The sequence below is a fragment of the Saccharicrinis sp. GN24d3 genome (assembly GCF_052400645.1).
Classification (GTDB): domain Bacteria; phylum Bacteroidota; class Bacteroidia; order Bacteroidales; family Marinilabiliaceae; genus Saccharicrinis.
This window is the reverse complement of the sequence record NZ_JBQTGI010000037.1, coordinates 18,851-40,748: the sequence shown is the minus strand read 5'-3', so window position 1 is coordinate 40,748 and position 21,898 is coordinate 18,851. Positions and strand designations below refer to the sequence as shown.

The window sequence follows — 21,898 nt, the reverse complement described above, 5'->3', positions numbered from 1 at the left end:
GGGAAGTCCGTCTGTGTATGTGTTTTTGTACCAATAGGTTCCCTTAAGTTAACGGCTATGGATTACTTTCGGGAGCAACGTTCTGGTGAGTTGAAGTGATGCAACGAAGTGTCTTGTTTTAAAGTAATTTCAATGCGTACTAGAATTTCTAATGCATATTGCGGGTTTAATTAGATATATGAATGATAACTAATTAAATCAAAATAACATGAAAGCTATTTGGAACGACACTATAATTGCAGAAAGTGCTGATATTGTAACCGTTGAGGGAAACACCTATTTTCCCGTTGAATCGGTTAAAAAGGAGTTCCTGCAAGATAGTAACACACATACTGTTTGTCCGTGGAAAGGAACGGCTTCGTATTATACTTTAAAAGTAAACGACAAAATAAATATTGATGCAGCTTGGTATTATCCAACGCCAAGCAAACTGGCGAAAAATATTACTAACAGGATTGCCTTTTGGAAAGGTGTAGAAATAACAAATGAATAGGGTATTGCTTTGTATCAGGAATTTGTTTTTATACCAAGCTTGGCTATTTTTTCATAGTTCTCCGTAGCCCGAGATGTATGCCATTGTTTTATCGTTTATTCTTTAAACCGAACAAGGAGTTTTGCATTGAAAAGAGGCAGAGGTTGCAGATGACAATTACATTTAATACGTATCCCTGCTTCTCTTTTTGATGGTATCTTATGAACCTTTCCTGACTCTTTATTTTCCTGTTTTTTTTAGCTCATCCAAATCACTACAAGATGCGTTCAGAATATAAGACCTGGTTCCGAAGTTTTTATGATTTCTTCTGGTGTAATTACTTGCCCTTATTTATTATCATCCATGGGCAGGTATTTAAACATTAATATTATCCTCAATTAAAAAAGGCCGATCGCAACGATCGGCCTTTTATATATCAGATAAGTATTAATTACTGGATAATAGCTTTGAAACTGGCATCTTCTAAGAATTTACCGAATTCTTTGTCTTTTGCAGCTTCCGCTTTTAAAGAACCGTCAAGCTCAACAGCTTTACGAAGGCTATCAAATACCATATCGTTATCGGCAGTGCGGGCACCAACGATAGCTTTTAGGTAATATTTAAAACCAACTTCTTTTGTATTAGCGTTTAATGTAGAAAGAGCGGCATCATACTTACCAGCTAAGATTTTAGCAAGAGCAGCATTACAGTTAGTGCTGTTTCCGAAGTAACGCATAGCAGCATCGTAGTCTCCTTTGTGGATTGAAACAATACCTAAGTTGTTGTCTAGTTCCGGACCGGCACCCGCAGCAGCACCAAAATACTCTTCAGCCTTTGCCAAATCACCCTGACGTAGAGCAATTACACCTAAGTTATTGTTTACGATAGCGTTATTTGGTTTAATATTATTCGCTTTTTCCAACACACTTTTAGCCTCGTCTAATTTACCTTGCTTAACCAAAATGTAAGCGATATCGTTTTGAGCTCTCCAACATTTAGGGAACTGCTTGGCCGCTTTTTTATAGATAACTAGTTTAGCATCTAAATCTTCAGTTAATGTAGCAGCATAAAGTATCTCCTCAACGTTTAATTTGCTTGGGTTAGAGGCAGCTAACTCTGCAATTTCTGCGTCAGTCTTACCGATAACATTAACGTTAACAGCAACTTTGGAACGACGCAATTGAGGTAGGATATCGTCAGCAATTACCTTGTAAGTTTCAGACATGTTCTTGATTTCTTTCTCACGAACTTCAGGGTCTGAATACATAGAAAGAACTCTTAAAATAAGCTCTTTATCCTGGATGCTTGAAGCTTCCATTAAAGCTTTAAATCCTTCCCAGTCTTCCGGAGTATTTTTTAGATCGAAGAAATTCTCAGCTGAATTGTCAACTTTGGCTCTCTTTAGCTCTCTTTCCAAATAACCTTTTGCAACTTTTTGTCTTTTTTCCGACAACGTAGTGTTCAAGTCAGTTGGGCCATCAGGAGATGCGTAAGCCGAAATAGATACTCCTTTGAATTCTTTGTTCTCAGCAGCCTTAGCCTCTTTAATATAATCTTTAAGCGCTTTGATTTCTTCTTTTCTTAACTCGGTGCCGCGTAAGGCAGCTTGTTGGATTAAGAAATAGATATCAGCGTCTTTGCTTTCCGGGATGATTCTTTTGAAATTGTCTTTCCCAAGAGCAACAGCAGCGCCTTCATTCATTACTAAATCAGCAGTTGCGATAACACCTTCAGCGATTTTAACATCATCAAAATCCATGCTCTGACCGCCTTTTGTAGCTTTAATGCGAACCACAAGGTCTGACACCTTCATGTTTTCGTTATAGGGTACAGAACCGGTATAAGTGTACTGACCGCCGTTAAGATAGGAAATCACCTGATTGTTACCTTCAGCTTTCTCTCCTTGGACAGTTTTTGAGGCGAATGCGGTTTCTCCACCTTCATACTTTAATACAGGAGTAAGCTCTACGGTAGCTTTTTTGTCCATGTAATTTTCAGGCACTTTTACTTTAACAGTAACATCTACTTTACCAGCATGAGCTTCCAATACTTCTGGAGTAACCGTATACGTTACGTCTTCTGCCTTACTTTTCATTTTGTTTAAGCCTGCACAGCTAGCTAGTATGGCTGCCAAAGCTATCGAAGCAAAAACGTTGATTCTTGATTGTTTCATAATATTAACCTAATTATGTGTTTTCAATTAACTTTCGATTAGTTCTTACAAATTTAATAATGTTTTAAAAAAATAAAAGGCTTCCTCTCATTTATTGCAAATATAGATATTATATGAAAATAAAAGCAATTACCTCAATATTTAATCAGAATATTTACAAAATAAAGTCATTTTTTATGTTGTTAAACACAAAATTACTTTTTAAGCAATGTATTACTCAATTGATTTTGATTTTTGTTACCCCTGAAGGAAAATTTTCATTCATCAATGCAACAAATTCAGCATAATGATTTTGTTTCTGGAAATCGGCCTCGGTCGCATCAATTACAACCACGGGAAAATCCCTTACCTCCTTAAAGTAGTTAAAATAGCCCTTAGTGACGGATGACAAATATACTGATTTCACATCTTTTTCGTACCTTCTGCCTCTTTTCATAATATTTTTTTTTAACACATCCACGTCTCTGTGGATATAAAACATTACGTCTGGCGTGGCCGAGAAGGATCGAATCATATCAAAGAACTGCCTGAAAAGCTTGAACTCATCATCCGACAGCGTAATTTTAGCAAAAATAAAGGATTTCATCAAATAATAGTCCGCAATTATTAGGCTATTAAACAAATCGCCTTGTTCCAGGTCTTTTTTTAACTGCTTGTATCGTGCCGCCAAAAAGGAAAGTTCCAACGGGAAGGCGTAGCGTTCCTGATCCTTGTAAAACTTTGGAAGAAAAGGATTATCGTCAAAAGTTTCCAGTACTAATTTGGCATCGAGGTCTCCGGCCACTTTTGTTGCCAAAGATGTTTTGCCTGCACCAATATTTCCTTCGATTACTACAAATCTGTTCTCTGACCCCGTTTTTTTGCTCATCAAATATTAAAATTCATATAAAGGCTTCACTCCCATATTATAAAATATGAAGGAATATAAATCCGCTGCCTCTTCTATTTTTTTACTGGTTGGTTTCCCAGCTCCATGACCCGCTTTACTTTCTATCCGGATTACAACCGGATTGTTCCCTGCATATTTATCCTGAAGTGCAGCAATATACTTGAACGAATGTGCAGGTACAACCCTATCGTCATGATCGGCCGTCATCACCATTACAGCCGGATACGCTACACCCTCTTTTACATTGTGAAGCGGAGAATATGAGTAGAGGTAATCGAACATTTCTTTGTTATCCTCTGAAGTACCATAATCCGTTGCCCAAAACCTACCTATTGTAAATTTATGATAACGTAACATATCCATCACTCCTACCACAGGAATCGACACTTTAAATAAATCGGGACGTTGGTTGGTTACTGCACCTACCAACAAGCCTCCATTTGATCCTCCCATTAACGACAACCTATCGTTTGAGGTATATTTATTGTCTATTAAATATTCTGCTGCTGCTATACAGTCATCAAAAACATTCTGCTTTTGAAGTTTGGTTCCTGCCTGATGCCAGTCTTTTCCGTATTCGCCGCCTCCACGTAAATTAACCATAGCATAAACTCCCCCATTCTCTAGCAACACCATTCTGCTTACAGAAAACGAAGGTGTAAGAGAGATATTAAAACCTCCGTACCCGTAAAGCATCGTTGGATTAGTCCCATCTAACTCCAAACCCTTTTTATGAACGATAAACATAGGAACTTTAGTGCCATCCTTACTTCTGAAAAATACTTGTTTGGTTTCATATTGGTCGAAATCAATATCAATATCAGGCTCCCAGAAAAGCTCAGTTTTGTTTTCTGCAATATTGTATTTATAAATAGCTGAAGGATAGACAAATGAATTAAAAGAAAAATAAGTTTCCATATCTCCCTTTTTACCCCCAAAACCACCTACAGAACCAATTGCTGGCAATTCCACGTCATACAAATATTTACCTTGCAAGTCGAATACCTTTACAATATCATGTGCATCTGTCATATAAGTTGTGATCATTTTCTCGCCCACAACCGATATTCCACTTAACACGTCTTTTTGCTCCGGAATAACATCAATCCATTCATCTTTATTTATCTTGTCTACAGTGAATTTTACGATACGTTCCTTAGGGGCTTTATAGTTAGTAGACATCAGAAACACACCATTTGAGTGATCGATTATGTTATTATCGCTCTCAAAATCATCCACAACCTTTAATATCTTTGCTGACTTTTCTGATAGATCCTTAATATAAATCGCGTTGCCACTTGTCGATTCCGTTTGATGTAAAACAAGATAATTATTGTCATCGGTCACTCCACAAGTAGTTATTCTTTCAGGATGCTCAGGATCCTCAAATACAACTTTATCCTTTTTGATTTGATCTCCTAACTTATGATAATACACTTTGGGGTTCTTATTTTCCCCCTTAAGTTCATCACCTTTTTTAGGTTCATCGAAACGGGTATAGAAGAACCCGTCATTAAACCAGGAAATACCGGAAAACTTGACCCATTTAATATGGTCGTCTAGCATCTTGCCTGTCTCAATTTCTTTAACATATATTTCTCTCCAGTCGGAACCTCCGCGCGACACCGTGTATCCAAGATATTTGCCATCCTCAGAAACACTAAGTGATCCCAGCGATACTGTTCCATCTTCGGAAAGCTTATTGGGGTCAATCAGAATCTTCTCCTCCCCATCTGCTCCTTTTTTGTAATAATAGATAGATTGGTTTTGAAGTCCATCGTTTTTGGCATATACCAGCAAACCCGATTTATGGGAAGGGGTTCCCATCTTGGCATAATTCCAAATTTTAGTCAGCCGGTCCTCGATAGCATTTTTAAAAGGTATTTTTCCAAGAAATGAATCCGTGACCTTATTTTGTTCCACCACCCAATTCCTCGTTTCTTCAGACATATCGTCTTCTAACCATCTATAAGGATCAGGCACTTCTGTCCCGAAGTAAACATCTGTTGTATCTACTTTTTTAGTTTCAGGATAAGTTAGTTTTTCCATTGTTGGCGTTGAGTTACAAGCTATCATTGACATGCCAATAGCCAAACATGTGAGTTTGTTGATTAAATTAGGGTTCATAAAGTTATTTTTTGGCGAGCTTTAAATCTGACCGAAAGCAATATTCTCCGACCCTGCAATAGCTCAGGTTTTATTATATTTATTCACACCATAACACGGTTTAAAAGATTTGGTTCGATTTGCGCATTTTTCCTTCTTTATACTTACCCGCAAACCATCCAATCATTACACCTAACAACCAGCCTAAAATTATTCCACCTTTTAAAGAATCAGGCCGAAACAATAACCCCCAAGCACCCCCAACACCAAGTCCAATAGCCATTCCGACAACAGTATATACAGACAACACCAAGCCCCTGGGTCGGATAGAGTGCTGCGACTTTAAATGATGTAGAATTTCCTCAACCAAGTTATCAAAATCGATAGAATACCTGTTCCCATCATTGAAAAACTCATCGAGATGTTCCGTTGATTCTTGCAGCTTTTGCCAATAAATTTTACATTCCGGGCATTTTACTGATTTTACGGAAAGCAGTTTGCCTAAACGTGGCAAAACTTCAAAATTGGAGAAAACACCTTGAATTTTTGGGATTCTGGTCGCTTTTTCTTCCAAAGTATCCATCCATTGGTCGTATGGTAATAAGTCGTTCATATAAGTCGGCGTTCAATAGTCATTTGTTATTGGTTTTCGATTCTACGCATTGTGCTGTTAAGTATGTACTATACATTTAACAATATTATTGGCATTCAAACAACCAAGTGCTAAAATAACCTTAATTGTGGGCAATAAAAAAAGGCCTTGCGGCCTTTTTTATACGATGAGTAATAAATAATTTACTCTGTTCTTTTCGGCTTACGCTCGGGACGCGGTAATAATACCTTACGCGAAAGCTTTAGCTTACCTGATCGTTGGTCTACTTCAATCAGTTTTACTTCCACCTCTTCGCCTTCTTTAAGCACGTCCTCCACTTTTTCAAGACGTTTCCACTCAATTTCTGAAATGTGAAGCAAACCTTCTTTACCTGGAATAATTTCAACAAACGCACCAAAAGGAACAATTGACTTGATCTTACCTTTATATACCTCACCTACTTCGGGCACAGCTACGATAGCTTTAATTTTGCCCATAGCGGCATTAATGGCATCAGCATTGTTTGCAGACACACTTACTTTACCGGTATCTCCTTCTTCTTCGATAGTAATGGTTGACTCGGTGGTTGCTTGAATTTCCTGAATAATTTTTCCTCCCGGTCCGATTACAGCACCAATCATATCTTTAGGAATGATGATGGTTTCCATACGTGGAGCATGAGGTTTAAGATCAGCACGAGGCTCATCCATAGTCTCCATGATCTTATCCATAATGTGTAAACGCCCGTCTCTAGCTTGTAAAAGTGCTTTTTCCAACACTTCGTATGAAAGACCGTCCACTTTAATATCCATTTGAGTAGCCGTAATACCATCCCTGGTACCAGTTACCTTAAAGTCCATATCACCCAAATGATCCTCATCACCCAAGATATCAGACAGAACGGCAAAGTTTTTATCCTTATCCGTAATCAATCCCATCGCGATACCTGTTACGGGCTTTTTGATAGGCACACCAGCATCCATCAAAGCTAACGTTCCGGCACAAACTGTAGCCATAGATGATGAACCATTAGACTCTAAAATATCCGACATGATACGAACAGTATAAGGATAATCATCCGGTAACATATTTTTAAGTGCCCTGAATGCCAGGTTACCGTGACCAATCTCGCGACGACTTGTTCCTCTGGAAGCCCTTGCATCTCCTGTTGAAAAAGGAGGGAAATTATAGTGCAATAAGAAACGCTCTGCCGTTTTGTTCAGCACATCGTCAATAATCTTTTCATCTAATTTGGTACCTAAAGTAACGGTTGATAACGACTGTGTTTCACCACGTGTAAAGATGGCTGATCCGTGCGGTCCCGGAAGGTAATCCACCTCACTCCAGATAGGACGAATTTCATCCGTTTTACGCCCGTCTAAACGAACTCTTTCATCAAGAATACATCGACGTACCGCCTCTTTTTCAACGTCATGATAGTATTTTCCGATTAGTTCGGTTGGAATATCTCCCTCTTCCACATCGGCATAATTTGTTGCTACATACTCATCTTTGATAGCCGCAAATTTATCCGCACGCTCGTGTTTCGGAAGACCGGCTTTTGCTACTTCGTACACTTTGTCGTAGGTTGCAGTTTTAATGTGCTCCATTAGGTCGGCGTCATTTTCCTCGTGATTGTACTCACGTTTTTCAGTCTTCCCAACTTCTTCCATCAGCTCAATCTGAGCCTTACACTGAACTTTGATCGCTTCGTGAGCCACTTTCATAGCTTCGAGCATATCTTGCTCCGAAACTTCTTCCATCTCTCCCTCAACCATCAAAATGTTTTCCATGGTTGCACCTACTACAAGTTCCATATCTGCCTCTTCCATTTGCGAACGAGTCGGGTTAATAACCAACTCTCCGTTTACACGAGCCACACGCACTTCGGAAATAGGTCCGTTAAATGGAACATCTGATACGGCAAGGGCAGCTGAAGCAGCTAACCCTGCTAACGCATCTGGCAAATCTTCTTTATCACCTGAAAGCAGGTTGATTGTCACAAATGTCTCAGCATGGTAATCATCCGGAAACAATGGACGTAAAGCCCTATCCACCAAACGACACACCAATATTTCATTATCTGAAGGACGAGCCTCCCTTTTCATAAAACCACCCGGGAAACGGCCAATGGCCGAAAATTTCTCTCTGTACTCAACAGATAAGGGCATAAAATCAACACCTGGAGCTGCATCTTTGGCAGACACTACAGTAGCCAATAAATAAGTGTTGTTCATTTTAACAACGACCGAACCGTCAGCTTGTTTAGCTAATTTTCCGGTTTCAATGGTAATGGACCTTCCATCACCCAGATCAATCTTTTTTTCAATTGGAGTAATCATACTTTTTTCTTTATCTCTTTTTGTCGCCCCAAATATATGCAATCTGATTATATTATAATGAGATAAGGTAATTTATTTTTAATCGAAAACTATCATTACGAAATCCCTCAGGAGCAATCCGATTATAACCTCACCAACAATTGGGTCATCAAAATGATGTATGTCTGCTGCCATTCAAATTTTAACATAATTTCTGGCAACCGGTTCCACCCAACTAATCTTGTGCTATCAGCGGGGTTTTCTTTTTTCGGAAAATGTTTCAAGGAGTACTTTTCCGGACTTATTAAGAAAACAGGTCACACCATGTAATAACCACTTCACATCCTGATATTTCATAAAAGCATGTGTATATGCGGAATCGAGTATGATTAAACCCGCAATATGCATTAGAAATTCTATTACACATTGAAATTACTTTAAAACAAGACACTTCGTTGCATCACTTCAACTCACCAGAGCGGTGCTCCCAAAAGTAATCGGGACAAGTTATGCCTCGTTTCAGTAATGCCTTGTTTTATTGTACTTGCAATGCACATGACGAACCTCCAATACATAATCCGGGTTTAATCACTTTTTAAGGCACAAAAAAAAGCAACCCATTTTGGATTGCCTTTTGTTTTTTTAGCCGAGACTGAGATTACTTACGTAATCCTAATTCTTTAATTAAAGTACGATAACCTTCGATATCCTTAGCCTTCAAATAATCCAAAAGGCTACGACGCTTACCTACTAACTTAACCAAAGCATGCTCTGTGCTATAATCTTTTTTATTAACCTTTAAATGTTCGGTTAAGTGAGCGATACGGTAGGTAAATAATGCTATCTGGCCTTCTGTTGAACCAGTATCAGTATTCGACTTTCCGTACTTCTCAAAGATCTCTTGCTTCTTTTCAGCTGTCAAGTACATAAAGTATATATTTAAAAAATTTGCGGTGCAAAGATAATCAATAAATTACAAGTTACAAGAACTAAAACAAAATAAATTCAAAAGTCATTTACCCTCCAGTATTAGCAACTTCTTCGCAACCTAAAATTAGCACAAGGATTTCTCGGGCTATCACAGATTTTCACAGTCTGGTTTACAGTAAAGTTTCTGCACGGAAAAACAATTAAACCTACTTTAACTTGCGTAACCTGCGGACAGAATAGGAATACAAACAGCAAAGCAGTTAATAATAGCGTCGTTATCTTACATGTTAAACTTATAGTTGGTTAAGTTGGCAGGAATATCTATTTTTAATGCAAATTTTTCGGGAATAAAACAATCTATGCGTTCTTTTCGCTTTCAACTATATTTAATTATACTGACCACTTTCTTGTTCTCCATACAAACAACTATGGGGCAGCAGGAGTTGCTTCGGGCTAAATACAACGAAGCAATCAACTTGGTTAATCACTATGGCCAGAATAGCTATTATAATTTCAAATCACATGGTGTTGCTGAAATTAACAATAAAGGAATCAATGGTTTCATTTTTGACCTTCAGCTCAATGAAGACTCTACCCGGATAGAAGTTCTTCATAAAAACAAAGCATTGACCCTTGACTTTAGATTAGTTTGCGATTCATTGTTTAAATACTGCCAGCAAGATACGCTAAATGTAATAACCCTGTTTTTCGACTATAATTTCAACGCCAACATCCTTGTTGACTCATTAAAATCACATCCAATTAATAAATGCATCTGGGAAGGGGATTTTAATACCGGATGGCCTACGATAGGCAATCTTGTTGCGGACAATAAACAGATTGTTTGCTTTGCATACACACCCTCAAAATCGCTTTCTCCTTTCATTAACTATCTATGGTCATATGCTGCTAACCCATGCGATTCGAAAGAAATAGAACCGAAGCTTAACGGAGAATTCTGCAAAGGAACCATACATAACAAATTACTGTATTTAACCAGTTACCAAACCTTTACCAACAAACCATCAACCATCAACCACAGAGGAAGGGTGGACACCAACCAGGATCCTTTTTTTATTTCGCACGCTTTAAACACGTGGAAAAACACAGGCAAAGCCATCACTTTCTTAGTTTACAAAGATTACAACAAGAACTATCGTGGCCTTAAGGGCCACTTGCTAACCCAACGTACCATTTCAGGAACGATTTCATATAACAGAAAACCGTTGGACAAGGTATTTTGGCAGGGCGATTTTTATGCTGTTACTTATGGTGAATATAATTTCCCGGCTACCTTAAGCGAGGTAGTTAAGCTGCGCCCCGAATGTCCCGGGTTTAAATTTGTACCTGAGGAAATTCTTATTGAAGGAATTTCAAAAGACGTTACACAAAATTTTATCGCTATACCTCTTGCTCTTAACAATAAGATGAGTGCCTACTATCCTTTCAATGAAGAAATAAGTGATGAGGGCCCTAATCAGTTCGAGCTGGAGAACAACGGCTGTAAAATTGTAAGTGATGGCAAGCGAAACCATGTACTGGAATTAGATGGCCAATCTTATATGACCATTGCCAAAGCGAACGAACTGGGCATTTCAGATTCAGACTTTACTGTAAGTGCCTGGATTAAATTAGCCAGAAACAATACGCCGGGACGACGCGATTTCTCCATATTGGGAACCCAGGAAAATTATTATAGAGGTGGACTCCATCTACAGTCCCGCGACAACAGACCTTATTTCGGTTTCTTTTCTAACGACTTATGGGGAAACACTAAATTTGTGCCAGGCAGATGGTACCATGTGGTTTGGAGGTATACCAAATACAACCAGGAACAAGCCATTTTTGTAGATGGCAAAGAAGACGTTTCTTCTCTCAATCACCCACCGTTTGTCAGTAACTCCAATATATATATTGGTCGCTCCATTAGCCAGGATAACCTTTTCGAAGGAAAAATTGACGATTTAATCATCTGGAACAGGGCACTTGGTGAAGAAGAAATTTGGAATATATATCAGGATGTTTCATACATTAACAACAGCTCTATTCTTGATTATCTTATTAGAAATAAATTTTGGATCGGGGCCTTATTATTTATCACGGTAGCTTTTTTACTATTGATATTACGAAAAAAAAATAATATACCTTACCAAAGCAGCGTGATCAAAAATATCGAGATAAAACATAAAATACCCCATAAAAATGCAATTTATTTGTTTGGCGATTTTCAGATTTTAGATAAAAACGGAATAGATATCACCCATTGTTTCACCCCACGCCTGAAGCAAATATTCATCTACCTGCTTATTTACAGCAAGGAAAAACCTCATGGCATTTCATCTGATGAGTTTATTGTTAGGATATGGCCAAATTTCGACCGCAAAAAAGCCATAAACAACAGAGGGGTTTCCATTAGCAAACTGCGCAGGGTGCTGGAAGCCATGGATAAAATAAACATCACGTGTCATCAGGAGAGATGGCAGCTTGAAATGTCAAAGAATGTTTATTGTGATTATTACGCATGTACAAATAAGCTTGAAAGCAATCTGTTTAACAACCATCAAACCCTTAACGATTTTTTGAGCACTGTGCAACGCGGGGCCTTCCTACAGGACAGTAAAGAAAGTACTTTTGATGATATCAAAGGAAAATTTTCTAACAAGATCATAGACGTTCTTACACGCTTATTGTCGGACTTTGACATTAACCAAAACCCGGAGATTGTGGTTAAAATTGCCAACCGAATTTTGAAAACCGACGACCTGAACGAGGATGCATTAAAATACAAGATCAAAGCATTATTTATCCTACGCCAAAATAACGAAGCCCGATTTTTATTCAAATCCTACAAAGATCGTTACAAGGAAATTTACAACGAGGAATTATCTATCTCTTTCGAAGAATTGATACATTAATTTGATTTGTGAGTTATTAAATATTGATGGCCTTTGGAAATCACCGATTATGGATCATCTGCCAACCTTTTTTGCTCATATTTTAATCTATTAATCAATCCGTTACGCCATTTAAAAATGGATTACCCCCTCTTATATCATCAAAACACCCCTCCTCTCTATTTTATTATAAAATGCTACAATCTGCTTTGTTAATCGGCATTTATCATTTCTGTAAAAATAATTTTACATTTATTTACAACCCACACATACAACTGATATTCTTATATATAAGTGATATATTAATATCATATTAATATAATTTTAACATGTATAAAATACCGTTTTAATACATGAATAAGGCTGTAACATTTACTTTAATGCTCATTATCAAAATCACGAAAAAGAAAACTAGGCACGCTATGGCAAAAAAATCTTGGATAAAGAGACAATTCCAAAAATTCTACATTATATTTTTACTGGGCATTATTACAGCTATTATTTTAAGTTACTCAGGCGGAGAAGTAGTTGAGTTTACATCTACCGATCAATATTGCTTCTCGTGTCACGTACATGATCATGCCGAGGAATCGTGGCGATTATCTGCCCATGTAGACAACAAGTCTGGAGTTATTGTGCATTGCGTAGATTGTCATCTGCCACCGAAAGGACATGGACATTTAATGGCAAAGGCAAAACATGGAGCCAAAGATGCTTATGGCATGATGTTCAAAGATTCTGCAGATTATAAATGGGAATCAAAAAGAACAAAGGAAAAAGCCAATAAATTTGTTTACGAGGAGTCTTGTTTAAAATGTCACTCAAATTTATTCCCCTCCGATTTATCCGTGAAAGGTGAAGATTCGCATTTATATTATGAATCTAAGAAAGATGAGATGACCTGTCTGAATTGTCATATGTACACTGGTCATTACAACCCTAATGCCCTGCATGCGCATAACGTCGATTTTGGAATAAGCGATAGCGCAAAAGAAATATTTACGGAAGCCTTCCATGTAAGCGAGTTCAAAAACTTTACCGAAAAAATACCGGGCACCAGTGTTTCCTTCGATATGGTTGCTGTTCCGGGAGGTGAGTTTTTGATAGGGAGTAACAAGAAAGAAGATTTCAGGCGTGATGACGAAGGTCCTCAGAGAAAAGTTAAAGTGAATAAGTTTTTTATGGGGAAAATAGAAGTTTCGTGGGAAGAGTACCTGGCTTTCTTTCATGCAACTGCCTCAGAAGGTCGCAAGGAAACGGTTAAAGAAGAGGAGCATTCCGAATCGGAAGTGGATGCTATCTCCGGTGCAACACCACCATGGGGAGCTCCGGACCAAGGCTGGGGCAAAGGTCAACGACCCGCTATCACCATGAGTCATCATGCAGCTGTAACTTACTGTAGATGGTTGTCACAAGTAACAGGTAAAAAATATCGCCTACCAACCGAAGCCGAATGGGAATATGCCGCACGTGGAGGCACAAAAACTTCCTATTTCTTTGAAGGTGAACCCTCAGATTATTCTAAAAAAGGAACCTGGAACAAAATATTTGGGGTTGATACCGCTATTATTGCATCCAATGCCATTTTTGATGCAAACAGTGAAGGAAAAACACAAGAGCCTTCTGCGGTAGCAGCCAATCCGTTCGGACTAAAAAACATGTCGGGTAATGTGTACGAATTCTGTTCCGATTATTATCATCCACAAGCTTATGCTCAGTATAAAGAAGAGTTGGTGGTTGATCCCAAAGGTCCGGCTAAAGGACGAGAACATGTTGTACGTGGAGGATCTTTTAAATCGGATGCCAGCGAACTAAGAAGTGCAGCTCGTCGACATACTGAAACAAAAAAGTGGTTACAGACCGATCCACAAATGCCTAAAAGTATTTGGTGGTACTCCGACTGTATTGATGTTGGCTTCAGGGTAGTTTGTGAAGCAGATATAGTTGAATAGTAATTGGTCAGTAGTCAATGGTCATAAGTTGTTAGTATCAATTAATAAAAAACATAAGGCTGAAAGCCTTGGCGATACTTGGGGCATCGCCCCAAGGTCTAAAAAAGGGTATACCGACGCATTACAAAACGAATTTGATATACAAAAACTTTACGTCGGAAATTAGACAAAAAAAGAAAAATCAGAGATCATGAAAAATAAGGAATCCAGAAGAAGTTTTTTAAGGAAATCGACAGCTGCAACAGTCATTGGGGCAGCAGGTCTTTCATCCGTTTTATCGTCTTGTGGCGGTAAATCAAACGAAGAATTAGGTTTACCTCCTTTGTTGGACAGAGCTCCCAAAGGTAAAAAGCTTAAAGCCGGTTTAGTAGGATGTGGCCATAGGGGAACCGGAGCTTTGCTTAACTTTTTAAGTACAGGGCCTGGTGTGGAAGTTGGTGCTTTGGCAGATGTTTTTGAAGATAAGGTACAGGCCTGCAAGGCCAGGCTTAAAAAATATAAATTAGAAGTGCCTGAAGAAAATTGTTTTGTGGGATTGGATGCTTACGAAAAACTGATCAAAACCGATGTTGATGTGGTTTTATTGGTTACTCCACCTCATTTCCGTCCTCAGCATTTCAAAACGGCAGTTGAGCACAACAAGCATGTTTTCCTGGAGAAACCTGTTGCCGTAGATCCTGTTGGCATACGTTCTGTTATCGCGACCGGAAAAAAAGCCAAAGTAAAAGGATTAAATGTAGTTACCGGAACTCAACGCCGTCATCAGCGCGATTATATCGCCACATACAAGCAAGTTGCTAACGGCGCTATCGGAGATATTGTTGGTGCAAAAGCATTCTGGAACCAGGAACATGTATGGTTCCGCAGAAGACAGGAAGGTTGGACTGACATGGAATATATGCTCCGCAACTGGAATAATTTCTGCTGGTTATGTGGCGATCATATTCTGGATACGCACATTCACAACATCGACATCATCAACTGGTTTACAGGTAAGCATCCGATCAGTGCTGTTGGGTATGGAGGTCGGCATCGAAGGGTAACCGGTGATCAGTACGACTTTTTTAGCATCGATTTTGACTATGGTAATGGATTGTTCTCTCATAGCATGAGTCGTCAGATCGATAACTGTGCTAATGCAACCGGTGAGGTAATTGTAGGCACAAAAGGTTATACCAATTGCAAAAACACCATTTACAATCATGATGGAAGCATAAAATGGCAATATGAATATCCCAAAGACAAAGAGGGAAAATCGACCAACGTTGTTAAGATTCCTCCATATATCCAGGAACACATCCACTTGGTTACCGCTATCCGAACTAATAAATATGTTAACGAGGCAGAGCAAACTGCCTTATCGAATTTAACGGCTATCATGGGACGTGAATCTGCCTATACAGGTAAAAAAATTACCTGGGAAGAAATCATGAAGTCTGAAATGCGCCTTGGTCCTAAAGAATACCATATGGGTGATGTAGATATGGAATTTCCCGTGCCCGTGCCTGGTACAGCAATCAAATCGTAATAAAAAAAGAATCAAATTGATATTTTGTATTGGTTATAGGGGCGGTTCTTTTTCGTGTGGATTAACGAATCGTTCCCTTCAAAAAAACAGGTTGTCAAATTTTACATAAAAGAATATCCTTTAAAAATCATACACTACCATGAAAGATAAATCTCAAAGTCGTAGAAGTTTCTTAAAAAAGAGTGCTGCCGCAGTTGTTGGCGCAACTGTATTTCCCTCTATCATACCTGCATCTGCATTAGGCCGAGGTGGCTTCATTGCCCCGAGCGACCGCATGCAAATGGCACTTATTGGGTCAGGAGGTATGGGCCGCGCTAACATGAAGAACCTGCTTAATCTTAAGAACAAGCAGGTTGAAATAGTTGCTCTATGCGATGTGGACACCAAGCAAATTGCCAATGCGCAAAAAATAATTAAAGATATACGCGGTAAATCAGATGCCCGTGAATATGGTGACTTTAGAGATTTACTTGAAACTGAAAGTATGGACGCTGCCATTCTTGCCCTGCCCGACCATTGGCACAGTGTTATGGCTACTCATGTTGCCAATAAAGGCATTCATATCTATGGTGAAAAACCTCTTGCGCGCACCATAAAAGAAGGAAGAGCTATAGTAGATGCTGTGCAAAAAAACAATATCACCTGGCAGACCGGAAGTTGGCAAAGATCTGTATCAAATTTCCATAAGGCAGCCGAGTTGGTTCGAAATGGTGTTATAGGTAAGGTAAACCATGTAGAAGTTGGGTTGCCCGACGGAAAAGCATCCATAGGAACCCCTGCTGTTCAAACTCCTCCAGAAAGTGTGAATTTTGATATGTGGTTAGGACCTGCTCCTAAAGTACCATTCCGCGGTGTTTTACATTTTCATTGGAGATGGATTATGGACTACTCTGGCGGTCAATTAACAGATTGGGCTGGACATCATATTGATATTGCTCACTGGGGATTGGGTTATGACGATAAAGCACCTATTGAGGTGGAAGGAAAAGGAGTTTATCCTATTGAGGGAATCTACGACGTTCCTACCGCATACGACTTTACTTGTAAATATGATACCGGAGTTACCGTTCGTGTAGCCAATGCAAGTGCCTACCCTAACAGGAAAGGTCAGGGAACAGATATTAAGCATAAAAGATGGGGAATGGGTACCGTTTGGTATGGCGACAAAGGCTGGATTCACGTAGATAGAAGTGGCATATGGGCCAGCGAACAAAGCTTTTTGGACACACCAACTTCTGAAATTAAAGCGCCTATTTACAAAAGCGATAACCACTGGCAAAACTTTATCGATTGTATCAAATCAGGTAAAGAAACCATTACCCCTGCACATGTAGCGCATAATTCAATAAGCGTTGGGCTATTAGGCGAAATTGCTATGCTTACCAATGAGAAACTTAGGTGGGATGGTAAAACCGAACGATTCACAAACAGTGAAAGAGCAAACCGTTTGTTAAGTCGTCCTTTCCGTGCGCCATGGCAACTTGCTCAATAAGTAATCCGTTTAAAGTTGAAAGTTATAAAGTCTTAAAAATGAAAAACTATTTTAAATCACCCATATATATAATATTACTTGGCTTCATCGTGGCATTTAGTTCATGTGGAACAAAAAAGTACGACGCGTTAATTGTAACCGGACAAAGTAATAAATCGCACAATTGGAAAGCATCCCATGTAGCTGTTAAGCAAATCATCGAAAACACCGAACTGTTTACTGTGGATGTGGCAATAAGTCCGGAACAAGGAGCTGATATGTCAACTTTTAATCCTGATTTTAAATCATATGATGTAGTTATAGTTGATTATGATGGAGATTCCTGGTCGGATGCCACTAAAGCAAATTTTGAACACTATGTTAAAAATGGCGGTGGTTTGGTGGTATTCCATGGTACCAACAATAGTTTCCCCGAATGGAAAGAGTTTAATAAAATGACGGCTCTTGGCGGATGGAAAGGCAGAACGGAAAAAGATGGCCCTTACGTACGTTGGGAAAATGGTAAAATTGTAAAAGATAATACTCCCGGAAAAGGAGGAACACACGGAAAAAAGAATCCGTTTGTGATTGACACCCGAATGCCTGAACATCCTATCATGAAAGGTTTGCCATTAAAAAGCATGCATACTACAGATGAATTGTATGGTAAATTAAGAGGTCCTGCTGAAAATATGACTGTTTTAGCCACTGCTTATTCAAACCCTAAAACACGGGGAACCGGAAAACATGAGCCGGTTTTGTTCACCGTGGATTATGGCAAAGGACGTATCTTTCATAACGTGTTAGGCCATGTAGGCAAAGATGAAGAAATGATTGCCTACAAAAGCGCCTACTTTATTTATGCCATGCAAAGAGGAACCGAGTGGGCGGCTGCAGGACAGGTTACCCAAGCTACTCCTGAGGACCTTCCAAACCAAAGCACTCCTTTAGTGTTACCTGCATACAAAGGCTTCACGCTCGATGGCCTTTTTAAGAATGCCAGAAAATACGAAGTTGGTAAAACCAAAAGGTACTTAAACCTAATCCTTCAGCGCATTAAAAACCATAGCAATGATGCTGAATACCTGGCCGAAATAGAAGGTAAAATGATCGAGTTATTAAGCACTGACGATTGTACTCCTGATGCAAAGAACTTTATCTGCAAAGAAATCAGCTGGATCGGCTCTCAAAAATCCTTAGCTGCTTTGGAAGCTTTATCAAATCAACCTGAGACAGCTGACATGGCCAAATTCGCCATTGAACGCTTAACTTCACAAAACTAAATGGTTATGAAAAACTTACAATTAATCGCAATATTGACTATTCTTATGATATCCACATCCAACATAAAGGCAGACAAATGGGATCTAGCCTGTCAGGCCTGGACTTTTAATAGGTTCACCTTAACCGAGACCTTGGAAGAGATGGAAAAGCTGGGTATCAAATACATTGAAATGTTTCCTAATCAAAAAATTGCTGCCGACGATAATCGTACCACTCATTTTAGTATGCCTGACAAGCAAATAGCTGAATTAAAGGCTATGCTTAAAAAACACAGTATAAAAGTAAAGAGTTACGGCGTAATTTCTCCCAAAAAGGAAAAAGAATGGAAGCAATTATTTGAATTCGCAAAAAAAATGGGAATCAAAACTATTGTTTCTGAGCCCGTTCAGGAACTGCTTCCAATGATTGATGGTTTATGCATGGAATACAAAATCAGAGTGGCCATTCATAATCACCCTGATCCAACGCGTTATTGGAACCCTGAAATTGTGTTAAAAGCACTGGAGGGACGAAGCAAATACATGGGAGCCTGTACGGACGTTGGTCACTGGACCCGTTCAGGCCTAGATGCAACAGAATGCCTTAAAAAACTGGAAGGACGTGTTTTTGAAATTCATATGAAAGATGTGAACAGAACAGACAAAGAAGGTCACGCTGTAGTTTGGGGCGAGGGGGTTATAGACTGGACAAAAGTTTTTGGTGAGTTAAAACGTCAAAAATTCAAAGGTAAATTTGTTATAGAACACGAATATAACTGGGAAAAACCAGTTCCTGACTTAAAGAAGAACGTCGCATTTTTTAATGCCAAAACAAAGTAGTCAGTCAGCAGTTGGCCGTCAGCATTACCTGAGACACTAGATAAGAGACTACATGCCATTTTAAAAAAACTATAAAAACCACTTCGTGATTTAAAGATGAATAACCCCGGGTTTTTAACCCGGGGTTATTCAACAAATTAAAATCGACACACCGCTAAGTTCATTTATTATACAAATTCAGTTTACGTCAAATATTAGATAAAGTCCCTCAATTAGGGCTAATTAATACCATCATAAAATCTACATACCAATGAAATTAAAGTCACTTACACTATCGCTTATATTTTTAGGAGGGATTTCTTCATTTGCACAAAACAAAGAAGAAATAAAACCCCAAGACACCGAAGACTGGAGCCGAAAACCTGAAGTAGTTACACCAGGCAAAAAGTCAATAGCCCCTTCAGATGCCATCGTTCTGTTTGACGGTAAAGATTTGAATCAATGGAAAAAACAGGGCAGTAACGAGCCTGCCGGATGGAAAGTAAAAGGAAAAGCAATGCATGTAGTTCCTAAAAGTGGAGGTATTGAAACCAAACAGAAGTTTGGTGACTGTCAGTTGCATATTGAGTGGATGTCACCGAAAAAAGATGTTAAGGCCGGAAAAAAAGGACAAGGATGTGGCAATAGTGGTATATTTTTAATGGACAGATACGAAGTGCAAGTATTGAATTCTTTTGAGAACGAAACCTATTACAACGGTATGGCTTCAAGTATTTACAAGCAACATATTCCTTTGGTTAATGCTACTTTAAAACCAGGCGAATGGCAAAGCTATGACATTATATTTACGGCACCTAAGTTTAATGCCGACAAAACACTAAAATCGCCAGCATATGTAACTGTCATTCTTAATGGTGTATTGGTTCAAAACCATGTTGAGATAAAAGGTCCTACTGTTTTCAAAGGGTATCCGTCGTACAGCTACCATGAGGCGAAAGCGCCCATTGCGCTTCAAGACCACACTAACGAGGTAAGTTACCGCAACATCTGGATTAGAGAACTATAAGTCTTTGCTATGAAAAGTATTTCGAGAAGAAACTTTCTGCGTACCTCAGGTGGGATCGCTGCTGGCACTTTGATCATTCCTAATTTTATCAGCTGTTCGGCCAACAGTACCGTGAACGTTGCCGTTGTTGGGGTTGGTGGTCGCGGAATGGACAACTGGACCAGCATGATTGGTGTTTGGAAGGACAAAAGAAGAATCAGACTGGGGTTGGATAAGGACGAGCCCAAACAACCATATCCACATGTCAGAATTGTAGCCATGTGCGATGTGGATGACAGGGCGGCAGCCAAAGCTTATGAACTGATTCCGCAAGCTCGCAAGTATAAAGATTTTAGAGTGATGATGGATGAAATGCATAAAGACATTGATGCCGTTATCGTCTCTACTCCCGACCATACGCACTTTGCAGCTACCATGGCAGCCATGCAAATGGGGAAACATGTATACGTTGAAAAACCTTTGGCCCATGATATTTGGCAACTAAGAACACTTAAAAAAGCAGCCGATTATTATGGTGTTGTCACACAGCTTGGCAACCAGGGACATGCTTCCGATGGAATCCGAAATATTAAAGAATGGTACGACCAAGGCATGCTTGGAGATATAAAAGAAGTACACGCCTGGTTTAGTGGACCGGACTTTAGCAGCATATATTTTAAAAAACCAGCCAACTACCCTCCAATTCAGCAAACTATACCGGATGGACTAGACTGGGAATTATGGCAAGGCCCGGTAAAAGCAAGAGGGTACAGCCCTGAATATTTACCTCGTTTATGGAGGTCCTACTACGACCTTGGAACAGGAATGCTAGGTGATTGGGGCTGCCATACATTGGATGCCCCGTACTGGTCTCTTGACCTGTGTTCTCCTGACGTTGTTGAACCGGAACAAATAGAACGCAATTCCCGAATGCCCAGTCAGTTTATCACGGATAAATCCATTTTACGTTTCGAATTCCCAAAACGGGGAAACAAACCTCCTGTAACACTCAAATGGTACGATGGTGGCTTAAAACCAGAAAACAGGCCTGAATGGTTACGTAAGCAACTTCCCGGATCGGGAATGATTATGGTAGGCGACAAAATGTCTGCAATGACAGGAGGAAAACCATGGGATGCACACTTAATCATGCCCAATAATGAGTGGAAAGATTTTAAGGAGAACGGTTGGGAAAAATCTATTCGCAGAATTCCCAGGGAAAGTCCGCACGATGAATTTATTGATGCTATCAGGGGCTACGGACCCAAACCAGGTTCCAGCTTTGCGTATGGAGCCGATTTAACAGAGACTGTGCTGCTTGGTGCCATGGCACAACGCTTTAATAAACGGGTTGAATTTGACACAGCCAACATGAAAGTAACTAATCATGCAGAGTTAAATAATTTCATCAAAGAACCGGCTAGAAAAGGATGGCAGTACGGCGAGGAGTTATGGTAATAAATTGTTATTTGTCTTTATAAAA

General features: G+C 39.3%; 15 protein-coding genes. 9 read left to right on the top strand and 6 right to left on the bottom strand.

All coding sequences use genetic code 11. From position 1 onward, the window contains the following. Positions 1 to 208: 208 nt before the first annotated feature. Positions 209 to 493, top strand: coding sequence for a DUF427 domain-containing protein (locus ACT29I_RS23965; RefSeq protein WP_430936280.1), 285 nt, complete (start codon positions 209 to 211; stop codon positions 491 to 493). 430 nt (positions 494 to 923) lie between these two features. Here the strand turns inward: ACT29I_RS23965 and ACT29I_RS23960 are convergent, their stop codons facing one another. From ACT29I_RS23960 to rpsO, 6 genes are all read right to left on the bottom strand, one after another. Beyond that, positions 924 to 2,645, bottom strand: coding sequence for a tetratricopeptide repeat protein (locus ACT29I_RS23960; RefSeq protein WP_444794636.1), 1,722 nt, complete (start codon positions 2,643 to 2,645; stop codon positions 924 to 926). 217 nt (positions 2,646 to 2,862) lie between these two features. Then, the gene (locus ACT29I_RS23955; protein WP_430936276.1) at positions 2,863 to 3,513 is read right to left on the bottom strand and encodes a deoxynucleoside kinase; all 651 of its coding nucleotides are present in this window, start codon (positions 3,511 to 3,513) and stop codon (positions 2,863 to 2,865) included. Between the two features lie 6 nt (positions 3,514 to 3,519). Beyond that, a complete protein-coding gene (locus ACT29I_RS23950) occupies positions 3,520 to 5,661 on the bottom strand; it encodes a prolyl oligopeptidase family serine peptidase (protein WP_444794635.1) in 2,142 nt (713 codons plus the stop codon). A gap of 100 nt (positions 5,662 to 5,761) precedes the next feature. Then, positions 5,762 to 6,253, bottom strand: coding sequence for a hypothetical protein (locus ACT29I_RS23945; protein WP_430936272.1), 492 nt, complete (start codon positions 6,251 to 6,253; stop codon positions 5,762 to 5,764). A 182-nt stretch (positions 6,254 to 6,435) separates the two neighbouring features. Continuing rightward, on the bottom strand, positions 6,436 to 8,574 hold the full coding sequence (gene pnp / locus ACT29I_RS23940) for a polyribonucleotide nucleotidyltransferase (protein WP_430936271.1): 2,139 nt from the start codon (positions 8,572 to 8,574) through the stop codon (positions 6,436 to 6,438). Positions 8,575 to 9,211: 637 nt separating this feature from the next. Beyond that, the gene (rpsO, locus tag ACT29I_RS23935; protein WP_430936270.1) at positions 9,212 to 9,481 is read right to left on the bottom strand and encodes a 30S ribosomal protein S15; all 270 of its coding nucleotides are present in this window, start codon (positions 9,479 to 9,481) and stop codon (positions 9,212 to 9,214) included. 361 nt (positions 9,482 to 9,842) lie between these two features. Between rpsO and ACT29I_RS23930 the strand changes: the two genes are divergently transcribed. The 8 genes from ACT29I_RS23930 to ACT29I_RS23895 all read left to right on the top strand — a co-directional run bounded on the left by ACT29I_RS23930 (position 9,843) and on the right by ACT29I_RS23895 (position 21,873). Next, a complete protein-coding gene (locus ACT29I_RS23930) occupies positions 9,843 to 12,398 on the top strand; it encodes a LamG-like jellyroll fold domain-containing protein (protein WP_444794634.1) in 2,556 nt (851 codons plus the stop codon). A gap of 401 nt (positions 12,399 to 12,799) precedes the next feature. Continuing rightward, positions 12,800 to 14,329 (top strand): SUMF1/EgtB/PvdO family nonheme iron enzyme, encoded by a 1,530-nt coding sequence (locus ACT29I_RS23925; protein ID WP_430936266.1) that lies wholly within the window; start codon positions 12,800 to 12,802, stop codon positions 14,327 to 14,329. Positions 14,330 to 14,519: 190 nt separating this feature from the next. Next, positions 14,520 to 15,857 (top strand): Gfo/Idh/MocA family protein, encoded by a 1,338-nt coding sequence (locus tag ACT29I_RS23920; protein ID WP_430936264.1) that lies wholly within the window; start codon positions 14,520 to 14,522, stop codon positions 15,855 to 15,857. A gap of 139 nt (positions 15,858 to 15,996) precedes the next feature. Next, positions 15,997 to 17,349 carry a Gfo/Idh/MocA family protein gene (locus ACT29I_RS23915; protein WP_444794633.1) on the top strand — a complete coding sequence of 451 codons (1,353 nt, stop codon included), beginning with the start codon at positions 15,997 to 15,999 and terminating at the stop codon, positions 17,347 to 17,349. Positions 17,350 to 17,387: 38 nt separating this feature from the next. Further along, a complete protein-coding gene (locus ACT29I_RS23910) occupies positions 17,388 to 18,611 on the top strand; it encodes a ThuA domain-containing protein (RefSeq protein ID WP_444794632.1) in 1,224 nt (407 codons plus the stop codon). 6 nt (positions 18,612 to 18,617) lie between these two features. Then, on the top strand, positions 18,618 to 19,430 hold the full coding sequence (locus ACT29I_RS23905) for a sugar phosphate isomerase/epimerase family protein (RefSeq protein WP_444794631.1): 813 nt from the start codon (positions 18,618 to 18,620) through the stop codon (positions 19,428 to 19,430). A 250-nt stretch (positions 19,431 to 19,680) separates the two neighbouring features. Continuing rightward, complete coding sequence (locus ACT29I_RS23900; protein WP_444794630.1) at positions 19,681 to 20,436, top strand: 3-keto-disaccharide hydrolase; 756 nt, start codon at positions 19,681 to 19,683, stop codon at positions 20,434 to 20,436. A gap of 9 nt (positions 20,437 to 20,445) precedes the next feature. Further along, positions 20,446 to 21,873: a Gfo/Idh/MocA family protein gene (locus ACT29I_RS23895; RefSeq protein ID WP_444794629.1), complete on the top strand. Its 1,428-nt coding sequence runs from the start codon at positions 20,446 to 20,448 to the stop codon at positions 21,871 to 21,873. Positions 21,874 to 21,898 lie beyond the last annotated feature (25 nt).

Bases quoted from the DNA above. Each gene is read 5' to 3' on its own strand.
- ACT29I_RS23965 (WP_430936280.1), top strand. From the start codon at position 209: ATGAAAGCTATTTGGAACGACACTATAATTGCAGAAAGTGCTGATATT.
- ACT29I_RS23960 (WP_444794636.1), bottom strand. From the start codon at position 2,645: ATGAAACAATCAAGAATCAACGTTTTTGCTTCGATAGCTTTGGCAGCC.
- ACT29I_RS23955 (WP_430936276.1), bottom strand. From the start codon at position 3,513: ATGAGCAAAAAAACGGGGTCAGAGAACAGATTTGTAGTAATCGAAGGA.
- ACT29I_RS23950 (WP_444794635.1), bottom strand. From the start codon at position 5,661: ATGAACCCTAATTTAATCAACAAACTCACATGTTTGGCTATTGGCATG.
- ACT29I_RS23945 (WP_430936272.1), bottom strand. From the start codon at position 6,253: ATGAACGACTTATTACCATACGACCAATGGATGGATACTTTGGAAGAA.
- pnp (WP_430936271.1), bottom strand. From the start codon at position 8,574: ATGATTACTCCAATTGAAAAAAAGATTGATCTGGGTGATGGAAGGTCC.
- rpsO (WP_430936270.1), bottom strand. From the start codon at position 9,481: ATGTACTTGACAGCTGAAAAGAAGCAAGAGATCTTTGAGAAGTACGGA.
- ACT29I_RS23930 (WP_444794634.1), top strand. From the start codon at position 9,843: ATGCGTTCTTTTCGCTTTCAACTATATTTAATTATACTGACCACTTTC.
- ACT29I_RS23925 (WP_430936266.1), top strand. From the start codon at position 12,800: ATGGCAAAAAAATCTTGGATAAAGAGACAATTCCAAAAATTCTACATT.
- ACT29I_RS23920 (WP_430936264.1), top strand. From the start codon at position 14,520: ATGAAAAATAAGGAATCCAGAAGAAGTTTTTTAAGGAAATCGACAGCT.
- ACT29I_RS23915 (WP_444794633.1), top strand. From the start codon at position 15,997: ATGAAAGATAAATCTCAAAGTCGTAGAAGTTTCTTAAAAAAGAGTGCT.
- ACT29I_RS23910 (WP_444794632.1), top strand. From the start codon at position 17,388: ATGAAAAACTATTTTAAATCACCCATATATATAATATTACTTGGCTTC.
- ACT29I_RS23905 (WP_444794631.1), top strand. From the start codon at position 18,618: ATGAAAAACTTACAATTAATCGCAATATTGACTATTCTTATGATATCC.
- ACT29I_RS23900 (WP_444794630.1), top strand. From the start codon at position 19,681: ATGAAATTAAAGTCACTTACACTATCGCTTATATTTTTAGGAGGGATT.
- ACT29I_RS23895 (WP_444794629.1), top strand. From the start codon at position 20,446: ATGAAAAGTATTTCGAGAAGAAACTTTCTGCGTACCTCAGGTGGGATC.